Consider the following 21,874-nt stretch of genomic DNA (forward strand, 5'->3'; position numbering starts at 1 on the left):
GCGGTTTTTCTGAAACGCGGCTGTGAACGATAAACGATAGTTTTTAATTTGGCAATTGCCACTTGCGCCGCTCTTATGCGTTTTTCGGATTACGTAATGTAAAAAACGTGCTTGGGGCTGGGCTGCCTGGGGCCGATCGCGTAGACTGGCGGTATTTTCAAGCACCACGGATACACAATGCTGCATTGGTTGAAGCACTACCGGCGCGAACTGCTGGCCGGCGATATCTCCGCCGGGCTGGTGGTGGCGATGATGATGATCCCGCAAGGCACAGCGTACGCGCTGGTGGCGGGCCTGCCGCCGGTGGTCGGCATCTACGCCAGCATCCTGCCGCCAATTATCTATGCGCTGTTCGGCAGCAGCATGACGCAGTCGGTGGGGCCGATGGCCATCATCTCGCTGATGACGGCCACCGTCATCGGCCCGCTGGCGCCTGCCGGCTCGGCGCTGGCCGGCGTGCTGGCGGCGCAGCTGGCGCTGATCTCCGGCGCCGTGCTGCTGCTGTGCGGCGTGCTGCGCATGGGCTTCCTGGCCAACTTCTTTTCCCGTCCCGTGATGAGCGGCTTCACCGTCGGCTCGGCGCTGGTCATCGCCTTCGACCAAGTACATACGCTGCTGGGCGCGGAGCTGCCGCACGTGCACACGCCGAGCGCCGTGATGGGCGTTACGGCCTTGCTGCTGCTGGTGCTGTCCAAACAATACCTGGCGGGCCTGCTGAAACGCTGCGGCATGCCGGCCGGCGCGGCGGACATCGCCGCCAAGCTGGCGCCGATGGTGGTGGTCCTGGGCGGCATCGTGCTGATGGCCACCACCGACCTGGCCGCGATGGGCGTGCGCACCACCGGCGCCATCCCCGGCGGCCTGCCTCACCTCAACCTCGCCAGCTCCAGCGCGCACTGGAAGCCCTTGCTGCAACCTGGCCTGCTGATCGGCTTCATCATCTTCCTGATGTCGATGTCGGCGGCGCAGTCGCTGGCGCTCAAGCGCAACGAGAAGCTGGTCAGCAACCATGAGCTGATTGGCCTGGGCGCGGCCAACGTCGCCAGCGCGCTGACCGGCGGCTTCCCCGTCACCGGCAGCCTGTCGCGCTCCGCCGTCAACTTCGCGGCCGGCGCCAACACGCCGCTGGCCAGCCTGATCACCGCCACGCTGCTGGCCTGCGCATTGATGGCGCCCACCGGCTGGCTGTCGCTGCTGCCGTTGCCGGTGCTGGCCGCCACCATCATCGTCGCCGTACTCGGCCTGCTGGAACTGGGCATCCTGCGCACCGCCTGGCAGTACGACCGCGGCGACGTGCTGGCCTGGGGCGCGACCTGCCTGGGCGTGCTGGTGCTGGGCGTGGAGGCGGGCGTGGTGGTCGGCGTGGCGCTGTCGATGGGCACCCTGATCTGGCGCGCCAGCCGTCCGCATATCGCGGTGCTGGGCCGCATCGCCGGCACCGAGCATTTCCGCAATGTCGAACGCTATCCGGCCGAGACCCAGCCGGCGCTGCTGGTGCTGCGCATCGACGCCAATCTGTTCTTCGGCAATATGGAGGCGGTGGCCGAGCGCATCGAATGCGAGCTGGCCACCCACACCAGCGCGCGCCATCTGGTGCTGGTGATGACGGCGGTGAGCTCGATCGACACGTCGGCGCTGTACGCGATGTCGGAACTGAACCAGAGCCTCAAGCGGCGCGGCATCGGCCTGCACCTGGCCGAGGTGAAGGGGCCGGTGCTGGACCGCCTGCGCAACAGCGAGCTGCTGCGCGAATTGAACGGCCAGCTGTTCCTGAGCACCGCCATCGCCTGCGACCATTTACAAACTGCCAAGGATGTTGCTTGAACGTGCAAAATCTTGCTGTTCCTGTAATTTAATCCTTTTGGGCAATAAAATGCATGGACTTCGGGTCGGTTTGAACCTATGATTTAAGTCGAAGGTACCCCAGACTAACCCTAAAGAATGGTTTTCAGATGTTGGAGCGCTTCGCCCGTCGTGCAGGAAGAGTATCGATCGCCGTGTTCGTCAGCGTGACGCTGACCGCCGTGGTGACCCTGGTACTGACTACTTTTGCCCTGTACTTCTACCAGGTCGAGCGCGCCCAGCGCTGGGAACAGCTGCACAAGACGCTGGCCAACAGCGCCGATGAACTGGCCGCCGCCGTCGCGCTGCCGGCCTGGAACTTCGACGAAACCCAGATCGTCACCATCATGAAGAGCGGTTTGAGCAACCGCGACCTGTACGCCAGCGCCGTGGCCCCGGTGGCCAGCAACCATCCTTTCATCCTGACCCGCAACGACCAGGCGCAACTGGTCGCCACCACCCGCATGCCGGACGATCCCGAGCTGCTGTCGGTGCAGCGCGCCATCGTCGCCGGCGGCCAGAACATCGGCACCATCACCGTGTACGCCTCGCCGGCGGGCCTGATCGAGCAACTGCGCCAGCGGCTCTACACCATCGCAGGCATGATCTTCGTGCTGGTGGTGACGCTGGTGGCCAGCCTGTACCTGCTGCTGTGGCAGCTGATCCTCAAGCCGCTGACCACCATCGAGCGCTATGCCGCCAACGTCAAGGCCGGCCAGAACCCGGGCGCCTTGCCGCCGCGCGACTGGTTCTTCGGCGAGCTGAAAACGCTGAACGCCTCGATCCGCGAGATGGTGCGCCTGATGGACAGCCGCTACGTCGCCATGCACGCCAGCGAGGAGCGGCTGCAGATCGCGTCGAGCGCGGCGGCGATCGGCATCTGGGACTGGAACATCCCCAGCGACGAAGTGGTGTGGGATGAGCAGATGTACCGCCTGCACGGCATCGAGGGCCAAAAGGTGGCGCGGCCGTTCGAACTGTGGCGCAGCATGATGCACCCGGACGACGCCATCCCCACCGAGGCGCTGCTGCGCCAGGCGCTGAACGGCCAGGCCGAATTCGATGTCGAGTTCCGCGTGGTGTGGGCGGACGGTTCGGTACACCATATCAAGGGCGACGCCATGATCTTCCGCGACGCCGACGGCCATCCGGCGCGCATGGTCGGCGTCAATTACGACGTCACCGCCAGCCGCGTGGCCGAGCAGGAGCTGCGCCGCCACCGCATCCACCTGGAAGACCTGGTGGCCGAGCGCACCAATGCGCTGTCGGTCGCGGTGCTGCAGGCGCAGGCGGCCAACCAGGCCAAGAGCATCTTCCTCGCCAATATGAGCCACGAGCTGCGCACGCCGCTCAACTCCGTGATCGGCTTTTCGCGCCTGATGGCGGACTCCAAGAACATGCTGCCGGAAGAGAAGCGCAACCTCGCCATCATCCACCGCTCCGGCCAGCACCTGCTTACGCTGATTAACGACATCCTGGAACTGTCCAAGATCGAAGCCGGCCGCGCCGTCCTGCAAACCGAGGTGGTCGGCCTGGAGGACATGCTGCAGGAAGTGATGGACATGGTCAGCATGCGCGCCGGCCAGACCGGCGTGGAGCTGGAGCTGGACGCCGCCGGACTTCCGCCCGGCGCCCGCGTGGACGGCACCAAGCTGCGCCAGGTGCTGCTCAACCTGATGTCGAACGCGGTCAAGTTCACGGTGCAGGGCAAGGTCACGCTGCGCGTGCGCGGCGCCATGCGCAATGCGCAGAAGGGCAACCGCTGCGAGCTGGAATTCGAAGTCATCGACAACGGCCCCGGCATCTCGCCGGCCGACCAGGCGCGCATTTTCGAACCCTTCATCCAGGCCGAGGGACCGGGCGCGCATGAAGGCACGGGCCTGGGCCTGACCATCTCGCGCGAGTTCGTGCAGCTGATGGGCGGCGAGCTGACGGTGCAATCGGCGCCCGGCGCCGGCGCCACCTTCCGTTTCGCGATCTCGGTGCAGGTGGCCGACGGCGCGCCGGACAACGGCGACGACGAAGTGGCCGCCCTGGCGCCGCCGCAGCGCGGCCGCCGCATCCTGGTGGCCGACGACAATGCCGACGGCTGCGCGCTGCTGGAAAGCCTGTTGCAGCCGCTGGGCTTCGACGTGGCGGTGGTGGGCGACGGCGCCCAGGCGCTGGCGATGGTCGATGTCTGGCATCCCGACCTGGTGTTCATGGACTGGCGCATGCCGGCGCTCGATGGCCTGAGCGCGACGCGCCAGATCCGCGCCAACACCGCCGGACCGCAGCCGAAGGTGGTGGTGCTGACGGCGTCCGCCTTCGCCGAGGAGCGCGAGGAAGCGCTGGGCGCGGGCGCCGATGAATTCATGCGCAAGCCGGTCGAACAGGACCAGTTGTACGCGGTGCTGGAGCAGCAACTGGGCTTGCAGTTCCTGCGCCGCCACCACAACCCCCGCCAGGCCTTGCCGTCGCCGCTCTCGCGCGACGACCTGGGCCTGCTGGACCCGGCCCTGCGCCTGCAATTGAAGACCGCGCTGCAGGAACTGAACCTGGCGCGCGTGGCGCTGTTGCTGGCGCCATTGCCGGAGGAATTGGGGGAAGTGGTCGAGCGCATCGAGCACATGATACGGCTGCACCAGTATCCGCAGCTGTGCGCATTGCTGGACGAGGCGGGTAACGAACTGGAGGCGCAAGCCTGACGGGTATATCATAGTGGCAGTCAACGTGGCAGCAAACCAGGCGAGAGAGTTTTACATGCATCGGGATTTGTCGGAACAACATACCAAGGGCGAAGTGCTGATCGTGGAGGACACGCCGGCCTCGCTCAAACTGCTGAGCGACCTGCTGACCGAAGCGGGCTACTACGTGCGTCAGGCGCCGAACGGCGAGCTGGCCTTGTGGACCGCGCAGTCGCGCCCTCCGGAGCTGATCCTGCTCGACGTGCGCATGCCCGGCATCGATGGCTTCGAGGTGTGCCGCCGCCTGAAGGCCTCGCCGGAACTGAGCCAGGTGCCGGTGATCTTCCTGTCGGCCCAGCATGACACCGACGACAAGGTGCGCGGCTTCGCGCTGGGCGCCGTCGACTTCATCGCCAAGCCTTTCCAGGCCGAGGAAATCCTGGCCCGCACCGACGCCCACGTGCGGCTGGGCCGCGCCCAGCAGGCGCTGGCCGCCGAACGCGCGCTGCTGGAAGAGCGCGTGGTCGAACGCACCACCGAACTGGCCGCGCTGGCCGCCTCGCTGGAAAAGGAGGTCGAGCAGCGCCGCGCCAACGAGGAATTCATGCGGCTCTCCAGCCAGGTGTTCGAGGCCACGCAGGACGCCATCGTCGTCACCGACCGCGATGCACGCATCGTCGCCACCAATCCGGCGTTCACGCAGATCTCCGGCTACAGCGCGGAGGAGGTGGTGGGGCAGAGCGTGGCGCTGCTGCACGCCGGCGAGCCGGACGCAAAATCCTTCGAATCGATGGCGCAGTCGATCGCCAAGACCGGCCACTGGTCGGGCGAGATTCTGGCGCGCCGCAAGAACGGCGACACCTATCCGGGCCTGCTGAGCGCCTCGGTGGTGCGGGACGAGCAGGGCCACGTAATCAACCACGTGGCGGTGTTCATGGACATCACCGAGCGCAAGGCCGAGCAGCACCTGATCGATTTCCTGTCCAACCACGATGCGCTGACCGGCCTGCCGAACCGCCTGCTGGCGCGCCAGCGCTTCGAGCAGACGCTGGCCGCGGCCAAGCGCGAGCACCGCTGCGTGGCCGTCATGTGCCTGGACCTGGACCGCTTCAAGAGCATCAACGACTCCTACGGCCACGATGTGGGCGACAAGGCCTTGCAGGTGGTGTCCAAGTTCCTCAGCGAGACCGTGCGCGAAGGCGACACCGTGACCCGCCAGGGCGGCGACGAATTCCAGATCATCGTGTCGGACGACGCCCAGCTGGGCGCGACCATGGCGCTGGCGCAGAAGATCCTGGCCGGCCTGCGCAAGGAACTGGTGATCGATGGCCAGCAGATCACTGTCACCTCCAGCATCGGCATCGCCGTCAGCCTGACCGATGGCGACAGCTTCGATGAGCTGGTGCGCAACGGCGACACGGCGCTGTTCCGCGCCAAGGAGATCGGCCGTGACAACTACGCCTTCTTCACCGAGCGCATGGACGCGGAGATCCGCGACAAGCTGGCGATCCAGGGCCAGCTGCGCGGCGCCATCGCGCGCGACGAATTCGAAGTGCACTACCAGCCGCAAATGTGCCTGAAGACCGGCGAGATGGTCGGCGCGGAAGCGCTGCTGCGCTGGGATAACGCGGTACTGGGCAAGGTGCCGCCCAACCGCTTCATCCCGCTGGCCGAGGAGTACGGGCTGGTGAACTCCATCGGCGAATGGGTGCTGGAGAGCGTGTGCGCGCAGATCAAGGTGTGGCACGACCAGGGCCTGGGCGACATCAAGGTGGCGGTCAACCTGGCCGCCGGCCAGTTCGCCAACGACGCCACGGTGCCGTATGTGGAAAGCACGCTGCGCAAGTTCGGCATCGCGCCCGAGTACCTGGGCCTGGAGATCACCGAGGGCACGGTGATGGGCGATCCGAACAAGGCGGTGGCTGCGCTGCGCCGGCTGAAGGACATCGGCGTCAGCATCTCGCTGGACGACTTTGGCACCGGCTATTCCAGCCTGAGTTATTTGAAGCGCTTCCCGATCGACGTGCTGAAGATCGATAAATCGTTTGTCGACGATGTCACGACCAGCGCCAACGACGCGGCCATCGCATTGTCGGTGATCTCGCTGGCGCACAACCTGAACATGCGCGTGATCGCGGAGGGCGTCGAAACGCGCGAGCAGGTGCAGTTCCTGACCGAACGCGGTTGCGACGAGATGCAGGGCTATTTCTTCAGCCGCCCCGTCAACGCCGACGCCTTTACCGCGCTGCTGCGCGAACGCCGTAATCTGCTGGACATGTGATCAACCCTTCCCACTGGAGTGTTATGGAAAAGAAGTTCAGCGCCGCTATCGCCGGCGCATGCATGCTGTTAGCCGTCGCCGCGGCCGATGCGGCGCCGGCCGTCAAGCCCGGTCCCGCCGACGCGCAGTTCAAAGCCATCTACACCCAGGAGTGGAAGTGGCGCATCAGCCAGAAACAGGAAGAAGAGGAAGATGACGACAACGGCGTCTCCGCGTCGCTGCCGCGCATCGACGCCGCCACCCAGAAGAGCCGCCTGGCGTACTGGCAGGGCGTGATGAAAAAGCTGGACGGCATTTCGCAGGACAAGCTGTCTGCGCCGGAGCGCATCAACTATCAGGTTTACAAGGCGCAGATCGCCGCGCTGATCGCCGGCCAGGTGTTCCGCGAATACGAGAAGCCGCTGAACGCCGATTCGGCCTTCTGGTCCAACATGGCGTCGGGCGCGCGCCGGCCGCTGACCAACGAGAAGCAGTACCGCGACTACCTCAAGCAGCTGGCCGACACGCCGCGCTACTTCAACGAAGAGATGGACAATATGCGCGCCGGCGCGGCACGCGGCTTCACGCCGCCGAAAGTCACGCTGATCGGCCGCGACTCCTCGATTACCTCCGTCACCGACGCCAAGACGCCGCAGGATACGGTGTTCTACCTGCCGTTCAAGACCATGCCGGCGACGATGCCGGCGGCGCAGCAGGAAGCGCTGCGCGCGGAAGGCGTGAAGGCGATCCAGGCTTACATACTGCCGTCGTATCAGAAGCTGCTGAAGTTCATGCGCGAAGACTACGTGCCGAAGGCCCGCGAGGAGCTGGCGGCCGAGAGCCTGCCGGACGGTAAAGCCTACTACCAGTCGAAGATCGTGGAGTTCACCACCACGGCGATGAGCGCGGACCAGATCCATAAGATCGGCCTGAGCGAAATGGCGAAGATCCGCGCCGAGATGCACGACGTAATCAAGCAGACCGGCTTCGAAGGCGACCTGCCGGCCTTCCTGCAGTTCCTGCGCACCGACTCGCGCTTCTACGCCAAGACGCCGGAAGAGCTGCTGATGCGCTCCGCCTGGGTCGCCAAAAAGTTCGACGCCAAGGTCGGCCAGTACTTCGGCTACCTGCCGCGCCGCCGCTTCGCCGTGATCCCGGTGCCGGACGACCAGGCGCCGTTCTACACCTCGGGCCGTGGCGGCCCGGGCGTCTACCTGGTCAACACCTACAACCTGCCGGCGCGCGCGCTGTACTCGATGCCGGCGCTGACGCTGCACGAATCGGCGCCGGGTCACGCCTTCCAGATGCCGGTGGCGATGGAGCAGAAGGGCCGTCCGCCGTTCCGCAACGCCTATATCTCGGCGTATGGCGAGGGCTGGGCGCTGTACTCGGAACGTCTGGGCGTGGAGATGGGCATGTATGAAACGCCGTACGAGGTGTTCGGCATGTTGAGCTACCAGGCGTGGCGCGCGTCGCGGCTGGTGGTCGACACGGGCATCCACAGCAAGGGCTGGACCCGCAAGCAGGCGCAGGACTACCTGCACGACAACACCGCGCTGTCGGACCACGAGATCGAGACGGAGGTGGACCGCTACATTTCGTGGCCGGGCCAGGCGCTGTCCTACTACCTGGGCGAGATGAGCATCATCAACGCGCGCAAGAAAGCCGAGACGGCGCTGGGCGCCAAGTTCGACATCCGCGCCTTCCACGACACCGTGCTGCAACTGGGCTCCGTGCCGCTGCCGGTGCTGGAGGCGCGCATCGACCTGTTCATCGCCGAAGGCGGCAAGAGCCCGTATCCGAACCTGGACTAGGCCCATGCAACGGCTGCCAGCAGCCGTTGCAGTTTGATGGCCCGACTCGGGTTGACCATCTTCACATGCGAAATCCTGCCCGCCAGGTAGGCGCGGAAGTCGGGATGGCTGTCGCGGTTCTGCGTGGCCGGCCCATGCCGCACGCAGTTTGTCAGCGTGGCTTTCAGCCTGTCGTATTCGTCGCGCGCGATGTTGGGATGCGCGTTGACGACGACGCCCGTCACCTGCTGGCGCGTCCCTTCGCGCATCAGCCGCGTCTTGCGGGTATTGATGCGGAATCCCTCTTCAAGCGCAATTGCCGCAACCTGAAGATGAAAGCGTTCGGCGGCGCGGGCGAAATCGCGGTCGCCGGAAAACGCCAGATCGTCGGCGTAGCGGCTGTATGACGCGCCCATCGCCTGCGCCAGCGCTTCGAGGCGCATGTCGAGTCGGTAGGCGCATAGATTGGCCAGCGCCGGCGAGCAGGGGGAGCCTTGCGGCAGGTGAGGGGACTTCAAGGCCTGGCGCTCCGCCCACGCGACCGAGGCGCCATCCTCTGCATCGCGAAACACGCCAAGCGGCGCGCGGTTGACGCAGACGCGTGCCAGCGCTCCGGCGACCTTGTTCGGGTAGCCCAGCTTTTCAAACAGCGCGTGGATGCGGGACAGTTGAATGCTCGGGAAAAAATCTTTCAGATCCATGCGGACGACGATGCGCTGATCCGCGTGCAGCGCCGCGTGCGTGACGCAAGAGTGTCCGCGCCGGAAGCCATGCGCGGCCGGATGCGGCGGCAGCAGGTCCAGGATCTGGCGCAGTATCTTTTGCTGGATGCGGCGCAGCCGCTCCTTGGGAATTTCGATCAGGCGCAGGCCGCCGCTGCGTTTGGGCACCCAGCGATAGTGATAGTGCTGCAGGCGCGATTCCCTGTCGCCGGCAAGACGCCATTGGTCGGCGAACCAATCGAGCGCGCCGACCGGTTCATCCAGCCAGGCGGCCAGGTCGCCGACCGATGACAGCTCCGGCAGCGCCAGCGCGGCGACCCATGCATCGTTGGGCGGTCGGATCGGCGGATCGACGCAGTAGCGGCGCACTTCCGGCAGTTCCAGGGGCGCGGGCGCTTCCTCTTCCTCGTCTCCATCGCCGCCATCGCCGGTGAGCAGTTGCAGCAGGATGTCGGCGATCTCGTGCCGGCTGAAGTAGTAGAAGTTCTCGCCCGTGCGTTCAATGAGCGCCGCGCAAACCTCGGCCGCCCATGGCGGCGGCGCGCCGAAAACACGGCCGCATGCCGCGATCAGCGTGTCCAGGTTGCGGTCGGAAGCGAGCATCGTATCGGCAAGCGCCAACACGCTAAGTTTTTTGATGTTCATGCGCAGTGAAAGGAGCGGAGAGCCTTCAACGAGTCTCGTGATGCGTGGGCTGACTTGCGTGGAAACGCAACGCGGCCCATGCGGCGAAGTGCTGAACATTAAACATCCCACGGGGTAGCCCCGTAGAGGCTGTCCCTGCACGAGGCAAAGACAGGCCGGCTTGAAGGTTCCGCCCCGCCGACACGGTAGCCGAATTTTAATTAATAATCAACAGCGCTCGCAAGCTAACCGATATGTAATTCTAAAGTGACAAAGCGCGTATATTGGGACGAAACCCGGTGTGTAGAATCGCGGCCCTACAATAACAACTCCCTCCGGGCAACACGTTGAAAATTTCGATCACCGCAGCAACCATCGCCGGCGCCTTGCTGGCGTCTACCTCCGTTCACGCCGCCGATCCTGCACCGGCGGCTTCCAAGTCCTCCTTCATGGAAGTCATCAGCGCCTCAAGCAATGAGTTGAACCGCGCATTGGGCGGCGAACGCGACGCCGTCAAGCGGATGGACATCCAGGCGAAATTCGACTATTCACCGGCGTTGCGGGCCAGGCTGAAAGCGGTCTTCGGCAATGAGCGCCCGTACCCGCTGGTGCGTAGCGCCGGCCCCAAGGGACAGGTGATCTACACGTCCAAACTGATGCCGCATACCTATCTCGACGCGAATGGCGCAGCGCTTTCATGGTCCGAACTCAATAGCCGATCCGTCGCCAACAAGGCTGGCTCGAGAATCGATACCACGCTGAGCCTGCAGTCTGCGACGGTCGTCGGCAAGGCCACCGCCGCCATGCTGGAAAACCTGAGCGGCGATATCAAACAGGTGCGCGGCCCGGGCGGCATCTGGTACAGCAACTTCAGCGCCAAACTCGGCTCGCTGGTGATACGCACGGCGGACGCTGGCGGCCCGGATCTCAAGGAGTCGGTGCGGCTTGAAGATCTCGCCGGCCGCGTCAACATCGAGCGTCGCGGCAAGACGGTGGACGTGGTGTACGGTCTCTCCGTCCAATCGATAGCTTTCGGCGGCGACCACGTGGAGCGCGCCAATCTTGGCATCCGCCTGGCTAACCTGCCGGCGCAGGCGATGCCGGACCTGGAAACGGAAATAACCAAGGTGCAGGGCGCCGGCCTGACGGAAGACGCGCAGACGCAGGTGCTGATGAAGTCGATGCTGGAGTTCGGCAAGAAGATGTTGAAGAGTGGCGCCAGCCTGGTGATCGACGACATCAGCGCCAGCTATCGCGGCAACACGGCGTCGATCAAGGGCCGCGTCGATTTCGACAAGGTGGTGGATGCCGACTTCAAGTCGCCGATGGAATTCGTCAGGAAGATCGTCGCGCGCTTCGACGTGCGCCTGCCGGTGGCCTTGGTGAAAGATGTGTGCCGCGTGATGGTGGACAAGAAGGTGGACCGGTCGAATCCCGATGCCGCCCAGTTGGTCGAAATGGCGACCAAGGACCTCGCTGCCACGACGGTCGGCAAGTTGGTCAACGAAGGCTATGCCGTGATGGACAAGGACGAACTGCGTTCGGCCATCGAGTTCAAAAACGGCGAGTTCACCTTCAACGGCAAGAGCATCGCCGTCCCCGGCATGCCGGCGCCTGCTGCGGCGCCGGCACCGTAACGAGCCTCAACCGCGCAGCATGTCGCCCGCGATCCAGTCCAGCACTGGCGGGCGATGCGGCGCCCAGCCCAGCTGCTTGCGTGCGCGCTCACCGCGCACGCGGCTGTTGGAGCCCAGGCCGTACGAGGCCATTTCATAACCCCATTCTTCCTTGGCCTGCTCCAGCGGCCAGTCCTGCGGGTCGCCCAGTTTCAGTGCGCGGGCGATGGCCGCGCTCATGTCGCGGAACGATGCCTCGCCGCTTTCGACGAAGTAGAAGGCGCCCGCTTCGGTCTTTTCCAGTGCCAGCAGATACAGGTCGACCACATCGTCGATGTGGACGTTGGACCAGATGTTCAAGCCGCGTCCCACATGGCGCACGATGCCACTCTTGCGTGCCTGCTTGAGCAGGCGTGGCAGCTGTACGCTGTCGCGCGGCAGCGCGCCGTGGCCGTAGATCAGCGTATTGCACAGCACCGCCGAACGCACGCCACGGCCGGCGGCGGCCAGCACCAGGTCGTCGATGGCGACGCGCGCGGCCTTGTCGGCGGTGGGGGCGGGGAGTTGGTCTTCGAGGTAGATGCGGTCGGTGCCTTCGCCGCCGGAGGCGTCGCCGACGATGCTGGAACCGCTGGTGTGCAGGAACACCTTGCCGGAACCGGCCAGCGCATCGATGAAGGCTTCGACGGCGGCGCGGTTGTCGCTGCTGGCGGCGTTGATGACGGCGTCGGCCGCCTGTGCCTGGGCGATCAGCAGATCGCGGTCGTTCAGCGTGCCGACCACGCCGGCCACGCCGATGGTGGCCAGATCGTCCAGCTGTTCCGGCTTGCGCACCAGGCCCACCACTTGATGGCCTGCGCGTACCAGTCCCGCTGCGATGGAACCGCCGATGAAGCCTGCTGCGCCGGTGATGAATACTTTCATACTGTGCTCACTTAATCAAATCGAGAAGCAAACAGTATGGGGATGAACGCCGCGCGCAAAAAGGCCGCGCGGCGCAAAGTACTATTGATTCAGAGGCAAATATCAGGCTTGAGCTTTGCGCTGCTTGCGCTTGGCGACTACGCCCAGCAGGGCCAGGCCGCCCAGCAGCATGGCGTAGGCGTCGGCTTCCGGCACTGGCGCGGCGGCCACGGAGAAGGACAGGTTGTCCGCATAGCCGTCGTTGTAGGAGCCGGCGTTGCGGGTCAGGTCCAGCGTGATGCCGACGTTGAGCGTGCCGACCGGGATGTAGCCCTGGGTGTCGCGCAGCAGCAGGCCGGTCTGGTTGCCGCGGTCCGAGTTGGAGACCGGGCCCACGCTGGCGCTGGACAGCGCTGCGCCGCCGGCGCCGTAGAAGGTCGCGGTCAGTTTGGCGTTGTCGTTCTGCGAGTCGTAGCCGCCCAGCCAGGCCGACAGGTCGTAGCGCGCGGCGCCGGTGCTGATCGTTGCGGCCAGCGACGACAGGTCGATGATCTGGCTGGCGGTCGACAGCGCCGCGTAGCCACCGCCGAAGAAATAGGTGCCACGGTCGGCAGGGCCTGGATCGGCAGGGAAGGGGAAGCCGCCGGCTGCGCCGTACTTGACGACTTCGAACTGCGGCGTGGCGTTCCAGCCGGTGACGCCGTTTTCGGCATTGCCGTTAGCGATCAGATTGGAGCCGAAGGTGGTGGCCTGTGCGGCCGGAGCCAGTGCCAGGGCAACCGTCACAGCGGCTGCAAAAGAAGTGAATCGCATGGTAGTCCTTAAACGGGAATAAAAAACGGTGCCTATTTTACAAGCAAAATAGACAAAAGTAAAACTCGAATGTTGGCTGTTTTGCACCACGACGGTGCGAAACGCTCGCTTTGGTGCGAAAAATGTTCTTACGGCGCTTGCAGCCCGTGATTCCGCTGGCACGACGATTGCATTACGTCAGTCATGCCCGATACCACCGCATCCAGAGAACTCGCCGCCGGCCACAGCGCCTGGCAGGCCAGTCTCACCCTGGGCTTTGCCGATGACGCCGGCACGACGCGGCTGTTCGACAACCGCCACTATGGCCCGCTGCGCGTGCAGAAGGCGCTGTATCCCGAAGACGCCAGGGTGTGCCACGCCATCGTCGTCCATCCGCCCGGCGGCGTGGTCGGCGGCGACCAGCTGTCGATAGAGGTCGGCGTCGGCCCGCGCGCGCATGCCTTCATCGCCACGCCCGGCGCGGCCAAGTGGTACAAGGCCAACGGCAAGGTGTCGCGCCAGAGCATGCGCCTGAGCGTGGGCGCGGATGCCGCACTCGAATGGCTGCCGCAAGAGACGATCTTTTTTGATACCGCTAACGTGGTGCTGGAGCAGCACGTCGAACTGGCCGCCGGCGCCACCTATCTGGGCTGCGAAATCCTCTGCATGGGCCGGCGCGGTTCCGGCGAAAGCTTCAACACCGGCACCGTGACCCAGCGCAGCAGCATCCGCCGCGACGGCAAGTTGATCTGGTGGGAGCAGGGCGCGATGCTGGGCGGACGGCTGGACAGCCCGCTGGCGCTGGACGGCAAAACCGTCTGCGCCACGCTCATCGCCACCGGCAAGCCGCTGGCGGCCGCCGTGCTGGCCGACATTCATTCCGACATTGCCGCCGATGGCGCGCACCTGTTCGGCGTCACCCACACCAAGGGCGTGATCGTCGCCCGCCACCTCGGCGACGACAGCGAAACCGCGCGCCGCCTGATGCTGATTGTATGGCGCCGTTTGCGCCCGCACCTGCTGGGCCGCGCGGCCGCCACGCCGCGCATCTGGCAAACCTGAGAACAACCATGGACCTGACACCAAGAGAAAAAGACAAGCTGTTGATTTTCACCGCCGGCATCGTGGCGGAACGCCGCCTCGCGCGCGGCCTGAAACTGAATTATCCGGAAGCGGTGGCGCTGATTACCTGCGCCATCATGGAAGGCGCGCGCGATGGCAAGACCGTGGCGCAGCTGATGTCCGAGGGCACCCGCATCCTGACCCGCGCCGATGTGATGGAAGGCATAGCGGAGATGATCCCCGACATCCAGGTCGAAGCGACGTTCCCCGACGGGAGCAAGCTGGTAACCGTTCATAACCCCATCCCCTAAAGGAGATCATCATGATCCCAGGTGAATATGTGCTTGAAGAGGGCGAGATCGGCCTCAATGAAGGCCGCGCCACCGCGACTGTCGTGGTGACGAATCAGGGCGACCGGCCGGTGCAGGTCGGATCGCATTTCCATTTTTTCGAAGTCAACACGGAGCTCAAGTTCGAGCGCTGGAAGGCGTACGGCATGCGCCTGAATATCGCAGCCGGCACCGCCGTGCGTTTCGAACCGGGCCAGCAGCGCACGGTGGAACTGGTGAAGCTGGGCGGCGAACAAAAGGTCTATGGCTTCAACGGCAAAGTCATGGGCAAGCTGGACCCCAATCCACCGAAGGGCTGACATGGCTACAATCTCGCGCCGCGCCTACTCGGAAATGTTCGGTCCCACCAAGGGCGACCGCATCCGCCTGGCTGACACCGAACTGTTTATCGAGATCGAACACGATTACGCCACCTATGGCGAGGAAGTCAAATTCGGCGGCGGCAAAGTGATCCGCGACGGCATGGGCCAGTCGCAGCGCGTGGCCGCCGACGTGATGGACACGGTCATCACCAACGCGGTGATCGTCGACCACTGGGGCATCGTCAAGGCGGACATCGGCCTGAAAAGCGGCATGATCGCCGCCATCGGCAAGGCCGGCAACCCTGACATCCAGCCGAATGTGACGATGGCCATCGGCGGCGCCACCGAGATCATCGCCGGCGAAGGCATGATCGTCACGGCCGGCGGCGTCGACACGCACATCCACTTCATCTGCCCGCAGCAGATCGAGGAAGCGCTGATGAGCGGGGTGACCACGATGATAGGCGGCGGCACCGGGCCGTCGGCCGGCACCTCGGCCACCACCTGCACGCCGGGGCCGTGGCATCTGCACGCGATGCTGGGCGCGGCGGACGCCTTCCCGATGAACCTGGGCTTTCTGGGCAAGGGCAATGTATCGCTGCCGGAGCCGCTGGAGGAGCAGGTGCGCGCCGGCGCCATCGGCCTTAAGCTGCACGAGGACTGGGGCAGCACGCCGGCCGCCATCGACAACTGCCTGTCCGTGGCCGACCGCATGGACGTGCAGGTCGCCATCCACAGCGATACGCTCAACGAAGGCGGCTATCTGGCCGATACGCTGGCCGCGTTCAAGGACCGCACCATCCACACCTTCCACACCGAAGGCGCGGGCGGCGGCCATGCGCCGGACATCATCGCGGCGGTGGGCGAAGCTAACGTGCTGCCGTCGTCGACCAATCCAACCCGGCCCTTCACGGTCAACACGCTGGACGAGCATCTGGACATGCTGATGGTCTGCCATCACCTCGATGCGGGCATCGCCGAGGATGTGGCCTTCGCCGAATCGCGCATCAGGCGCGAGACCATCGCGGCGGAGGACATCCTGCACGACATGGGCGCGATCTCGATGATGTCGTCCGATTCGCAGGCCATGGGCCGGGTCGGCGAAGTGGTGATGCGCACCTGGCAGACCGCGCACAAGATGAAGGTGCAGCGCGGCCCGCTGGCGCCGGATTCTTCGCGCAACGACAACTTCCGCGTCAAGCGCTACATCGCCAAGTACACGATCAACCCGGCCATCACGCACGGCATCGCGCATGCGGTGGGTTCGCTGGAGGTGGGCAAGATCGCCGACCTGGTGCTGTGGAAGCCGGCCTTCTTCGGCGTCAAGCCGCAGACGATTTTAAAGGGCGGCATGATCGCCGCCGCGCAGATGGGCGACCCGAATGCGTCGATCCCGACGCCGCAGCCGGTGCATTACCGGATGATGTTCGGCGCTTTCGGCGGCGGCTTGAAGAAGTCGTTCACCTTTGTGTCGCAGGCGGCGTTTGACGCCGGCATTGGCGAGCAGCTGAAGTTGAACAAGACGCTGATCGTTGCGAAGAACATGCGCGCGCTGCGCAAGTCCGACATGATCCACAACGGCGCCACGCCGAAGATGAGTGTCGATTCCGAAACCTATGAAGTGCGCGCCGACGGCGAGCTGCTGGTGTGCGAAGCCGCAGCCACGCTGCCGATGGCGCAGCGCTACTTCTTATTTTGACTACCATGCTGACATTGCACACCAAAATCCCGAGCGCGGACATCATCGCGGCACAACTGGTGCTGCCCTACGAACTGCGCGAGAAGTGCCGCCTGCGGGCGACGCTCGACACCGGCGAGGATGTCGCCGTGTTCACCGTGCGCGGCACCGTGCTGCGCGACGGCGACCTGTTGACCGGCGAGGACAAGCGCGTGGTCAAGGTGGTGGCCGCGCCGGAACCGACCTACAAGATCACCTGCGCCGACGCGCATACCTTGCTGCGCTGTGCCTTCCATCTGGGGAACCGCCACACGCAGGCGCAGGTCGGCGACGGCTTCCTGCGCATCCGCGCGGACGCGGTGCTGAAGGAGATGCTGGCGGGGCTGGGGGCGACGGTGATGGAGGAGACGGCTGCGTTCGAGCCGGAGTCCGGCGCATACGGCGGCGGACACTCGCACCATCACGACGGCAATCCGCTGGCGCCTATCCCGCTACGCCAGAAGATCCACCGCCCGGGCGATCAAAAATGATGCAAGCCGCCGCGCTGCTCAACCTTCTGCAATTCGCCAGTCCGGCCTTGCCGATCGGCGCGTACAGCTATTCGCAGGGACTGGAGGCGGCGCTGGAATCGGGCAAGGTCCGCAACGCCGACACCGCGCGCGTCTGGATACTGCGCCATCTGCACGAAGTGGTGGCGCAATGGGAAGCCCCGGTGTGCTGGCGCCTGATGCAGGCCTGGTCGCGGCGCGACTGGCCCGCAGCCTCGGAATGGGGCGAACGCTTCATCGCCTCGCGCGACAGCGCCGAGTTCCGCGCCGAGACCATTCAGATGGGCTACTCGCTGACCAAGCTGGTGGCGGAACTGGGCATCGTCGACGCTGAAATGCTGGCGCAGCTACAGGGCGAACCTGAAGTCGCGCTGCCGACCGCCTTCGCCTGCGCCGTCGCCGCACTGAACATCCCGCACGACGCCGCGCTGCTGGCGATGCTGTTCGCGTGGGCCGAGAACCAGGTGCTGGTGTGCGTTAAATCCGTGCCGCTGGGGCAGGTGGCGGGCCAGCGCATCCTGCTGTCGCTGCGGGCCGACATCGAAGCGGCCGCCCGCTACGCGCAAACCGTCGGCGACGACGATATGTGCAACTGGGCGCCCGGCCTGTCGCTGCTGTCGATGCAGCATGAAGTGCAGTACAGCCGTTTATACCGATCTTAATGAGAGAACCAACATGACTCCAACTTCGAATCCCCTGCGCGTCGGCATCGGCGGGCCAGTAGGCTCCGGCAAGACCGCCTTGTGCGAGATGCTGTGCAAGGGCATGCGTGACCATTTCGACATGGCCGTCATCACCAACGACATCTACACCAAGGAAGACATGGAGATCCTGCTGCGCGCGGACGCGCTGCCGGCCGAGCGCCTGATGGGCGTGGAGACCGGCGGTTGCCCGCACACGGCGATCCGCGAAGACGCCTCGATCAACCTGGAAGCCATCGCCCGCATGCAGGCCGACTTTCCCAATCTTGATCTGATACTGGTCGAATCGGGCGGTGACAACCTGGCCGCCACCTTCAGCCCGGAGCTGTCGGACCTGACGATCTACGTGATCGACGTGGCCGGCGGCGAGAAGATTCCGCGCAAGGGCGGCCCTGGCATCACCCGCTCCGATCTGCTCATCATCAACAAGACCGACCTGGCGCCGCACGTCGGAGCCGACCTCGATGTGATGGCGCGCGACGCCAAACAGCAGCGCGGCGCGCGGCCGTTCGTGTTCACCAACCTGCGCAGCGGCGACGGCGTGCAGGCCGTCATCGATTTCATACGCGAACAAGGCCTGCTGGGCCAAACCCATCACTTTGCACAGGAGATCCTATGAAGAACAAACGCATCGCGGCGGCTGCCGCACTGGTACTGGTCAGCGCCGTCGCAGCGGCCCACCCGCAGACGGGCGGCGCGCACACGCATGGCTTCTTCGACGGATTCGCCCATCCGTTCACCGGCCTCGATCACCTGCTGGCGATGCTGGCGGTGGGGATATGGAGCGCGCGCCAGTCCAGCGCACGATGGCTGCCGGCGACCTTCCTCGGCATGCTGCTGTCCGGCGTATTGACCGGCGTGGCCGGCTTGGTGATACCGGGGCTGGAGACGGGCATCGCGCTGACGGTGGCCTTGATGGGCGTACTGATCGCGGTGGCTGCGCGCCTGCCTGCGTCGATGGCGGCGCTGATGGTGGGCGCGTTCGCGCTCTTGCACGGCAACGCGCACGGCCACGAGCTGCCGGAGGTGGCCAGCGCCATGGGTTTGCTGACGGCTAGCGCGCTGCTGGTCTACGGGGGAAGGGTGTTGGGCCATGTGAGCCCGGCGCTGGCGCTGAAGGTAGCAGGCGCCGCGATTGCCGCCACCGGCGTGATGCTGGTGGCGACCGTCTGAGATTAATCGCGGTTTTCGGTGCGGCGCTCTTGCAGCACGATGGGCGCCGCGTTCTTCGGATACAGGCCCTGGTGCCCTTCGAAGCCGGCGCGGATGGCGGCCAGGTCGGCTTCCTGGTCGCCGGTCAGGAACACGTGATCGACCAGGCCCAGGGTCTTGTTCGGATAGTCGATATACACCAGCACCAGCGGCACCTTGGCCTCCAGCGCCAGATGATAGAAGCCGCTCTTCCAGTTCGGGCGATAGCCGCGCGTGCCTTCCGGCGTGATGCCGACCCAGTACCAGTCGGCCGCGTTCATGCGCTGCGCCTGCAGTTTGATGGTACCGCTCGGCGTGCCGCGTTCGACCGGTTCGCCGCCCAGCGCGCGGAACCATTTGCCCATCACGGGAAGCTTGAACAGCGAATCCTTGGCCAGCCAGCGGAACGGCAGCTTCAACGCCCACTTGCCGAACAGGCCGATCATGAAGTCCCAGTTGGACGTATGCGGATAAATCACGGCGATGCCGCGTGGGCCGGGCAGTGGGCGATACAGCATGCGCCAGCCGAACAGGCCCAGTACGCGCAAGGCGGCGCGCTGGCCCCAGGTCGGCAAATCCGCCGGCTTCAGTTGAAAATCGCTCATGTATTTTATCCCGTCTTTGTTTTTAACTTATTTTCACTATTGACAGGCTGGCATACCCCTCGTCAAAAAAACTGCGCAGGCATTCTATATTGATGCCGAGGTCGCGGCAAGCTCCTTCTATTTTTACTGAAATTGAAAGCTTGAACCTTTCTCACGTTTTTTCGTCCAACCGTCATGACGAAAAAAACCATACTCTGCATAGCAATCGGGACCCTCGCCATACCGGCAACGCTGAGCGCAGCAGTACAGGGATGGGAAGTATGCAGTGCGGCGACGCTGGCCGAGGCCCGCCGCCAGTTGAAGGCGCGCCCGCTGCTGGTTGGCGTGCTGCTGGTGGAGGCGCATGACGAGCAACTGTGCGCCGCGGTGGACGGCTTCCTGCACGAGCACTGGGATATGCACTGGATAGCGCTGCTGCATCCGCCCGCGCTGGAGTCGGCGGCGTGGCGGCGGCTGGTGCACGATCACTGCCGCGACTTTCACACCTGGCCGCTGGACGTGCAGCGGCTGCGGCACACGCTGGGCCACGCGCACGGCCTGGCGACGTTGTGCAGTCCATCCGATGGTCGCGGCCATGGCAAGCCGGAGCCCGCGTTGACGGGGCAGTCCGTCGCCATCGCCGGCCTGCGGCGGCAGATCGTCAAGGTGGCCGGCGCCAGTGCGCCCGTGCTGATCTGGGGCGAGAGCGGCAGCGGCAAGGAGCTGGTCGCGCAGGCTGTGCACGCCCATTCGCCGCGCCGCGCAGGTCCGTTCGTGCCGATCAACTGCGGCGCGATTCCGGCCACGCTGATCCAGTCCGAATTGTTCGGCTACGAGCGCGGCGCCTTTACCGGCGCGGCGCGCGAGAAGCGCGGGCTGATCGAGGCGGCGCAGGGCGGCTCCATCTTCCTCGATGAAATCGGCGACCTGCCGATGGAGCTGCAAGCGAACCTGCTGCGCTTCCTGCAGGAGAAGACCATCTACCGCCTGGGTTCCACGCACAGCATTGCGGTTGATGTGCGGGTGATCGCGGCGTCGCACGTCAACCTGGCGCAGGCGGTGGAGCGTGGCGCGTTTCGCGAAGACTTGTACTACCGGCTCAATGTGCTGGCGCTGGATGTGCCGCCGCTGCGCGAGCGCAAGGAAGACCTGCTGCCGCTGGCCGAACATTTTTTCCGGACGTATTCCAGCGAGCGGGCGCCACGCGTCAAGGGATTCAGCGGCCGCGCGGCGCAGGCGATCCGCGACTACGACTGGCCCGGCAATGTGCGCGAGCTGCTCAACCGCGTGCGGCGCGCGATGGTGATGGCCGAGGGGAGGCTGATCCTGCCGCAGGATCTGGGACTGAGCACGGAAACCGGGCCGCGTGAATCGGCGCCGCTGGACGACGCCCGCATCCGCGCCGAGCGCGACGCCATCGACGCCAGCCTGCAGCGGGCCGGGCGCAACATCACGCTGGCCGCGCGCGACCTCGGCGTATCGCGCATGACGCTGTACCGGCTGTTGGCCAAGCACGGCATCCCGGCGCCGTCACGTGCCTGTTACACCGCCGCTCCTCCATCGAAATAGCGGTGCTCTGCTCTGGCGGCAGGCGGCGCGCCACTGCCGCGCTGTCACAGCGGTGTGACGTTCAGCGCCGGAACGCAGGCGGCAGCGTTCGCGCCGTATCGGCGGCGTCGGCGAATTCTCCAGGAATTTCAACGGTTTGCGCGAACGGCGCCAGTGGTGGCATCAAGTTTGCGAAAGGAGGGGGAGCCGGGAGATCGGTCCCCTGGCACCCATTCGATTAACCGTACACCTTGTTTAGGTAGGGAGCAGCTATGAAAAAAACTTTGATCAGCGCAGCCATCGCGCTGGCGTTCGGTGCCAGTGCGGCGTACGCACAAACCACCACGCCGCCGACGGTGGCGCAGTCCGGTGCGGGCGCGCATGCGAACGATTCGTCGTCGGCGGTGCAGGACAGCAGCAACAAGAACAACAATAACAACAGCACCGGCGGCGCGACCGCCAGCCAGCTCGGCGCAGTGGCGGCCAACAACGGCGGTACGGCCACGTCCTCGCTCACCAACTCGTACAACACTTCGACGGCCACGGCCACCAGCACGCTGAACGGCACCGTCACCGGCAATACGGTGCATGACATCGGCAACAATGCCAGCAACAGCGCCGGCAGCACGGGCGGCGCGGGCGCCGGCGGCACCGGCGGTGCGGCGACGGCCGGCGCGGCAACCGGCACCGGC

Annotated in this window: 18 protein-coding genes and 1 pseudogene; 15 read left to right on the forward strand and 4 right to left on the reverse strand. The window is 65.3% G+C overall.

Annotated elements, in window-relative coordinates:
* The first annotated feature begins 177 nt into the window (after positions 1-177).
* The 4 genes from GEV02_RS13895 (at position 178) to GEV02_RS13910 (ending at position 8,582) form a co-directional block, all read left to right on the forward strand.
* Complete coding sequence (locus GEV02_RS13895) at positions 178-1,824, forward strand: SulP family inorganic anion transporter (RefSeq protein ID WP_152838506.1); 1,647 nt, start codon at positions 178-180, stop codon at positions 1,822-1,824.
* 128 nt (positions 1,825-1,952) lie between these two features.
* Positions 1,953-4,529 (forward strand): ATP-binding protein, encoded by a 2,577-nt coding sequence (locus GEV02_RS13900; protein ID WP_152838507.1) that lies wholly within the window; start codon positions 1,953-1,955, stop codon positions 4,527-4,529.
* 55 nt (positions 4,530-4,584) lie between these two features.
* Positions 4,585-6,789 carry a two-component system response regulator gene (locus GEV02_RS13905; RefSeq protein ID WP_152838508.1) on the forward strand — a complete coding sequence of 735 codons (2,205 nt, stop codon included), beginning with the start codon at positions 4,585-4,587 and terminating at the stop codon, positions 6,787-6,789.
* 23 nt (positions 6,790-6,812) lie between these two features.
* Positions 6,813-8,582: a DUF885 domain-containing protein gene (locus GEV02_RS13910; RefSeq protein WP_152838509.1), complete on the forward strand. Its 1,770-nt coding sequence runs from the start codon at positions 6,813-6,815 to the stop codon at positions 8,580-8,582.
* Here the strand turns inward: GEV02_RS13910 and GEV02_RS13915 are convergent.
* Positions 8,579-9,928, reverse strand: coding sequence for a reverse transcriptase family protein (locus GEV02_RS13915; protein ID WP_152838510.1), 1,350 nt, complete (start codon positions 9,926-9,928; stop codon positions 8,579-8,581). The genes GEV02_RS13910 and GEV02_RS13915 overlap by 4 nt on opposite strands.
* Positions 9,929-10,254: 326 nt before the next feature.
* On the opposite strand from GEV02_RS13915, the gene GEV02_RS13920 reads away from it, so the two are divergent.
* The gene (locus GEV02_RS13920; protein ID WP_152838511.1) at positions 10,255-11,544 is read left to right on the forward strand and encodes a DUF945 family protein; all 1,290 of its coding nucleotides are present in this window, start codon (positions 10,255-10,257) and stop codon (positions 11,542-11,544) included.
* A gap of 6 nt (positions 11,545-11,550) precedes the next feature.
* On the opposite strand, the gene GEV02_RS13925 is transcribed toward GEV02_RS13920, so the two are convergent.
* Together GEV02_RS13925 and GEV02_RS13930 are read right to left on the reverse strand one after the other, a co-directional pair.
* On the reverse strand, positions 11,551-12,447 hold the full coding sequence (locus GEV02_RS13925; protein WP_152838512.1) for an NAD-dependent epimerase/dehydratase family protein: 897 nt from the start codon (positions 12,445-12,447) through the stop codon (positions 11,551-11,553).
* Between the two features lie 102 nt (positions 12,448-12,549).
* Entirely contained in the window at positions 12,550-13,239 is a 690-nt protein-coding gene (locus GEV02_RS13930) for a PEP-CTERM sorting domain-containing protein (RefSeq protein ID WP_152838513.1), read from the reverse strand.
* 183 nt (positions 13,240-13,422) lie between these two features.
* On the opposite strand from GEV02_RS13930, the gene GEV02_RS13935 reads away from it, so the two are divergent.
* The 8 genes from GEV02_RS13935 to GEV02_RS13970 are packed head-to-tail and all read left to right on the forward strand — an operon-like array spanning position 13,423 to position 19,032.
* Positions 13,423-14,280, forward strand: coding sequence for an urease accessory protein UreD (locus GEV02_RS13935; RefSeq protein WP_152838514.1), 858 nt, complete (start codon positions 13,423-13,425; stop codon positions 14,278-14,280).
* Positions 14,281-14,288: 8 nt separating this feature from the next.
* The gene (locus GEV02_RS13940; RefSeq protein WP_116989955.1) at positions 14,289-14,591 is read left to right on the forward strand and encodes an urease subunit gamma; all 303 of its coding nucleotides are present in this window, start codon (positions 14,289-14,291) and stop codon (positions 14,589-14,591) included.
* 11 nt (positions 14,592-14,602) lie between these two features.
* Complete coding sequence (locus GEV02_RS13945) at positions 14,603-14,929, forward strand: urease subunit beta (RefSeq protein WP_152838515.1); 327 nt, start codon at positions 14,603-14,605, stop codon at positions 14,927-14,929.
* Between the two features lies 1 nt (position 14,930).
* Positions 14,931-16,631: an urease subunit alpha gene (gene ureC / locus GEV02_RS13950; protein WP_152838516.1), complete on the forward strand. Its 1,701-nt coding sequence runs from the start codon at positions 14,931-14,933 to the stop codon at positions 16,629-16,631.
* A 5-nt stretch (positions 16,632-16,636) separates the two neighbouring features.
* Positions 16,637-17,140 carry an urease accessory protein UreE gene (gene ureE / locus GEV02_RS13955; protein WP_152838517.1) on the forward strand — a complete coding sequence of 168 codons (504 nt, stop codon included), beginning with the start codon at positions 16,637-16,639 and terminating at the stop codon, positions 17,138-17,140.
* Complete coding sequence (locus GEV02_RS13960; RefSeq protein WP_152838566.1) at positions 17,140-17,820, forward strand: urease accessory protein UreF; 681 nt, start codon at positions 17,140-17,142, stop codon at positions 17,818-17,820. The genes ureE and GEV02_RS13960 overlap by 1 nt, the downstream gene beginning before the upstream one ends.
* Positions 17,821-17,833: 13 nt before the next feature.
* Positions 17,834-18,478 (forward strand): urease accessory protein UreG, encoded by a 645-nt coding sequence (ureG, locus tag GEV02_RS13965; protein ID WP_152838518.1) that lies wholly within the window; start codon positions 17,834-17,836, stop codon positions 18,476-18,478.
* The gene (locus tag GEV02_RS13970) at positions 18,475-19,032 is read left to right on the forward strand and encodes a HupE/UreJ family protein (protein ID WP_152838519.1); all 558 of its coding nucleotides are present in this window, start codon (positions 18,475-18,477) and stop codon (positions 19,030-19,032) included. The genes ureG and GEV02_RS13970 overlap by 4 nt, the downstream gene beginning before the upstream one ends.
* Before the next feature lie 2 nt (positions 19,033-19,034).
* Here GEV02_RS13970 and GEV02_RS13975 read toward each other — a convergent pair whose 3' ends face one another.
* Entirely contained in the window at positions 19,035-19,655 is a 621-nt protein-coding gene (locus tag GEV02_RS13975) for a 1-acyl-sn-glycerol-3-phosphate acyltransferase (protein ID WP_152838520.1), read from the reverse strand.
* Positions 19,656-19,829: 174 nt separating this feature from the next.
* On the opposite strand from GEV02_RS13975, the gene GEV02_RS13980 reads away from it, so the two are divergent.
* Both GEV02_RS13980 and GEV02_RS13985 read left to right on the forward strand, forming a co-directional pair.
* A complete protein-coding gene (locus tag GEV02_RS13980; protein ID WP_152838521.1) occupies positions 19,830-21,203 on the forward strand; it encodes a sigma-54 dependent transcriptional regulator in 1,374 nt (457 codons plus the stop codon).
* Between the two features lie 251 nt (positions 21,204-21,454).
* Positions 21,455-21,874 (forward strand): annotated as a pseudogene (locus GEV02_RS13985) (hypothetical protein); the annotation flags it as partial.

This window comes from Rugamonas aquatica, from assembly GCF_009380215.1.
Classification (GTDB): Bacteria; Pseudomonadota; Gammaproteobacteria; order Burkholderiales; family Burkholderiaceae_D; genus Rugamonas; species Rugamonas aquatica_B.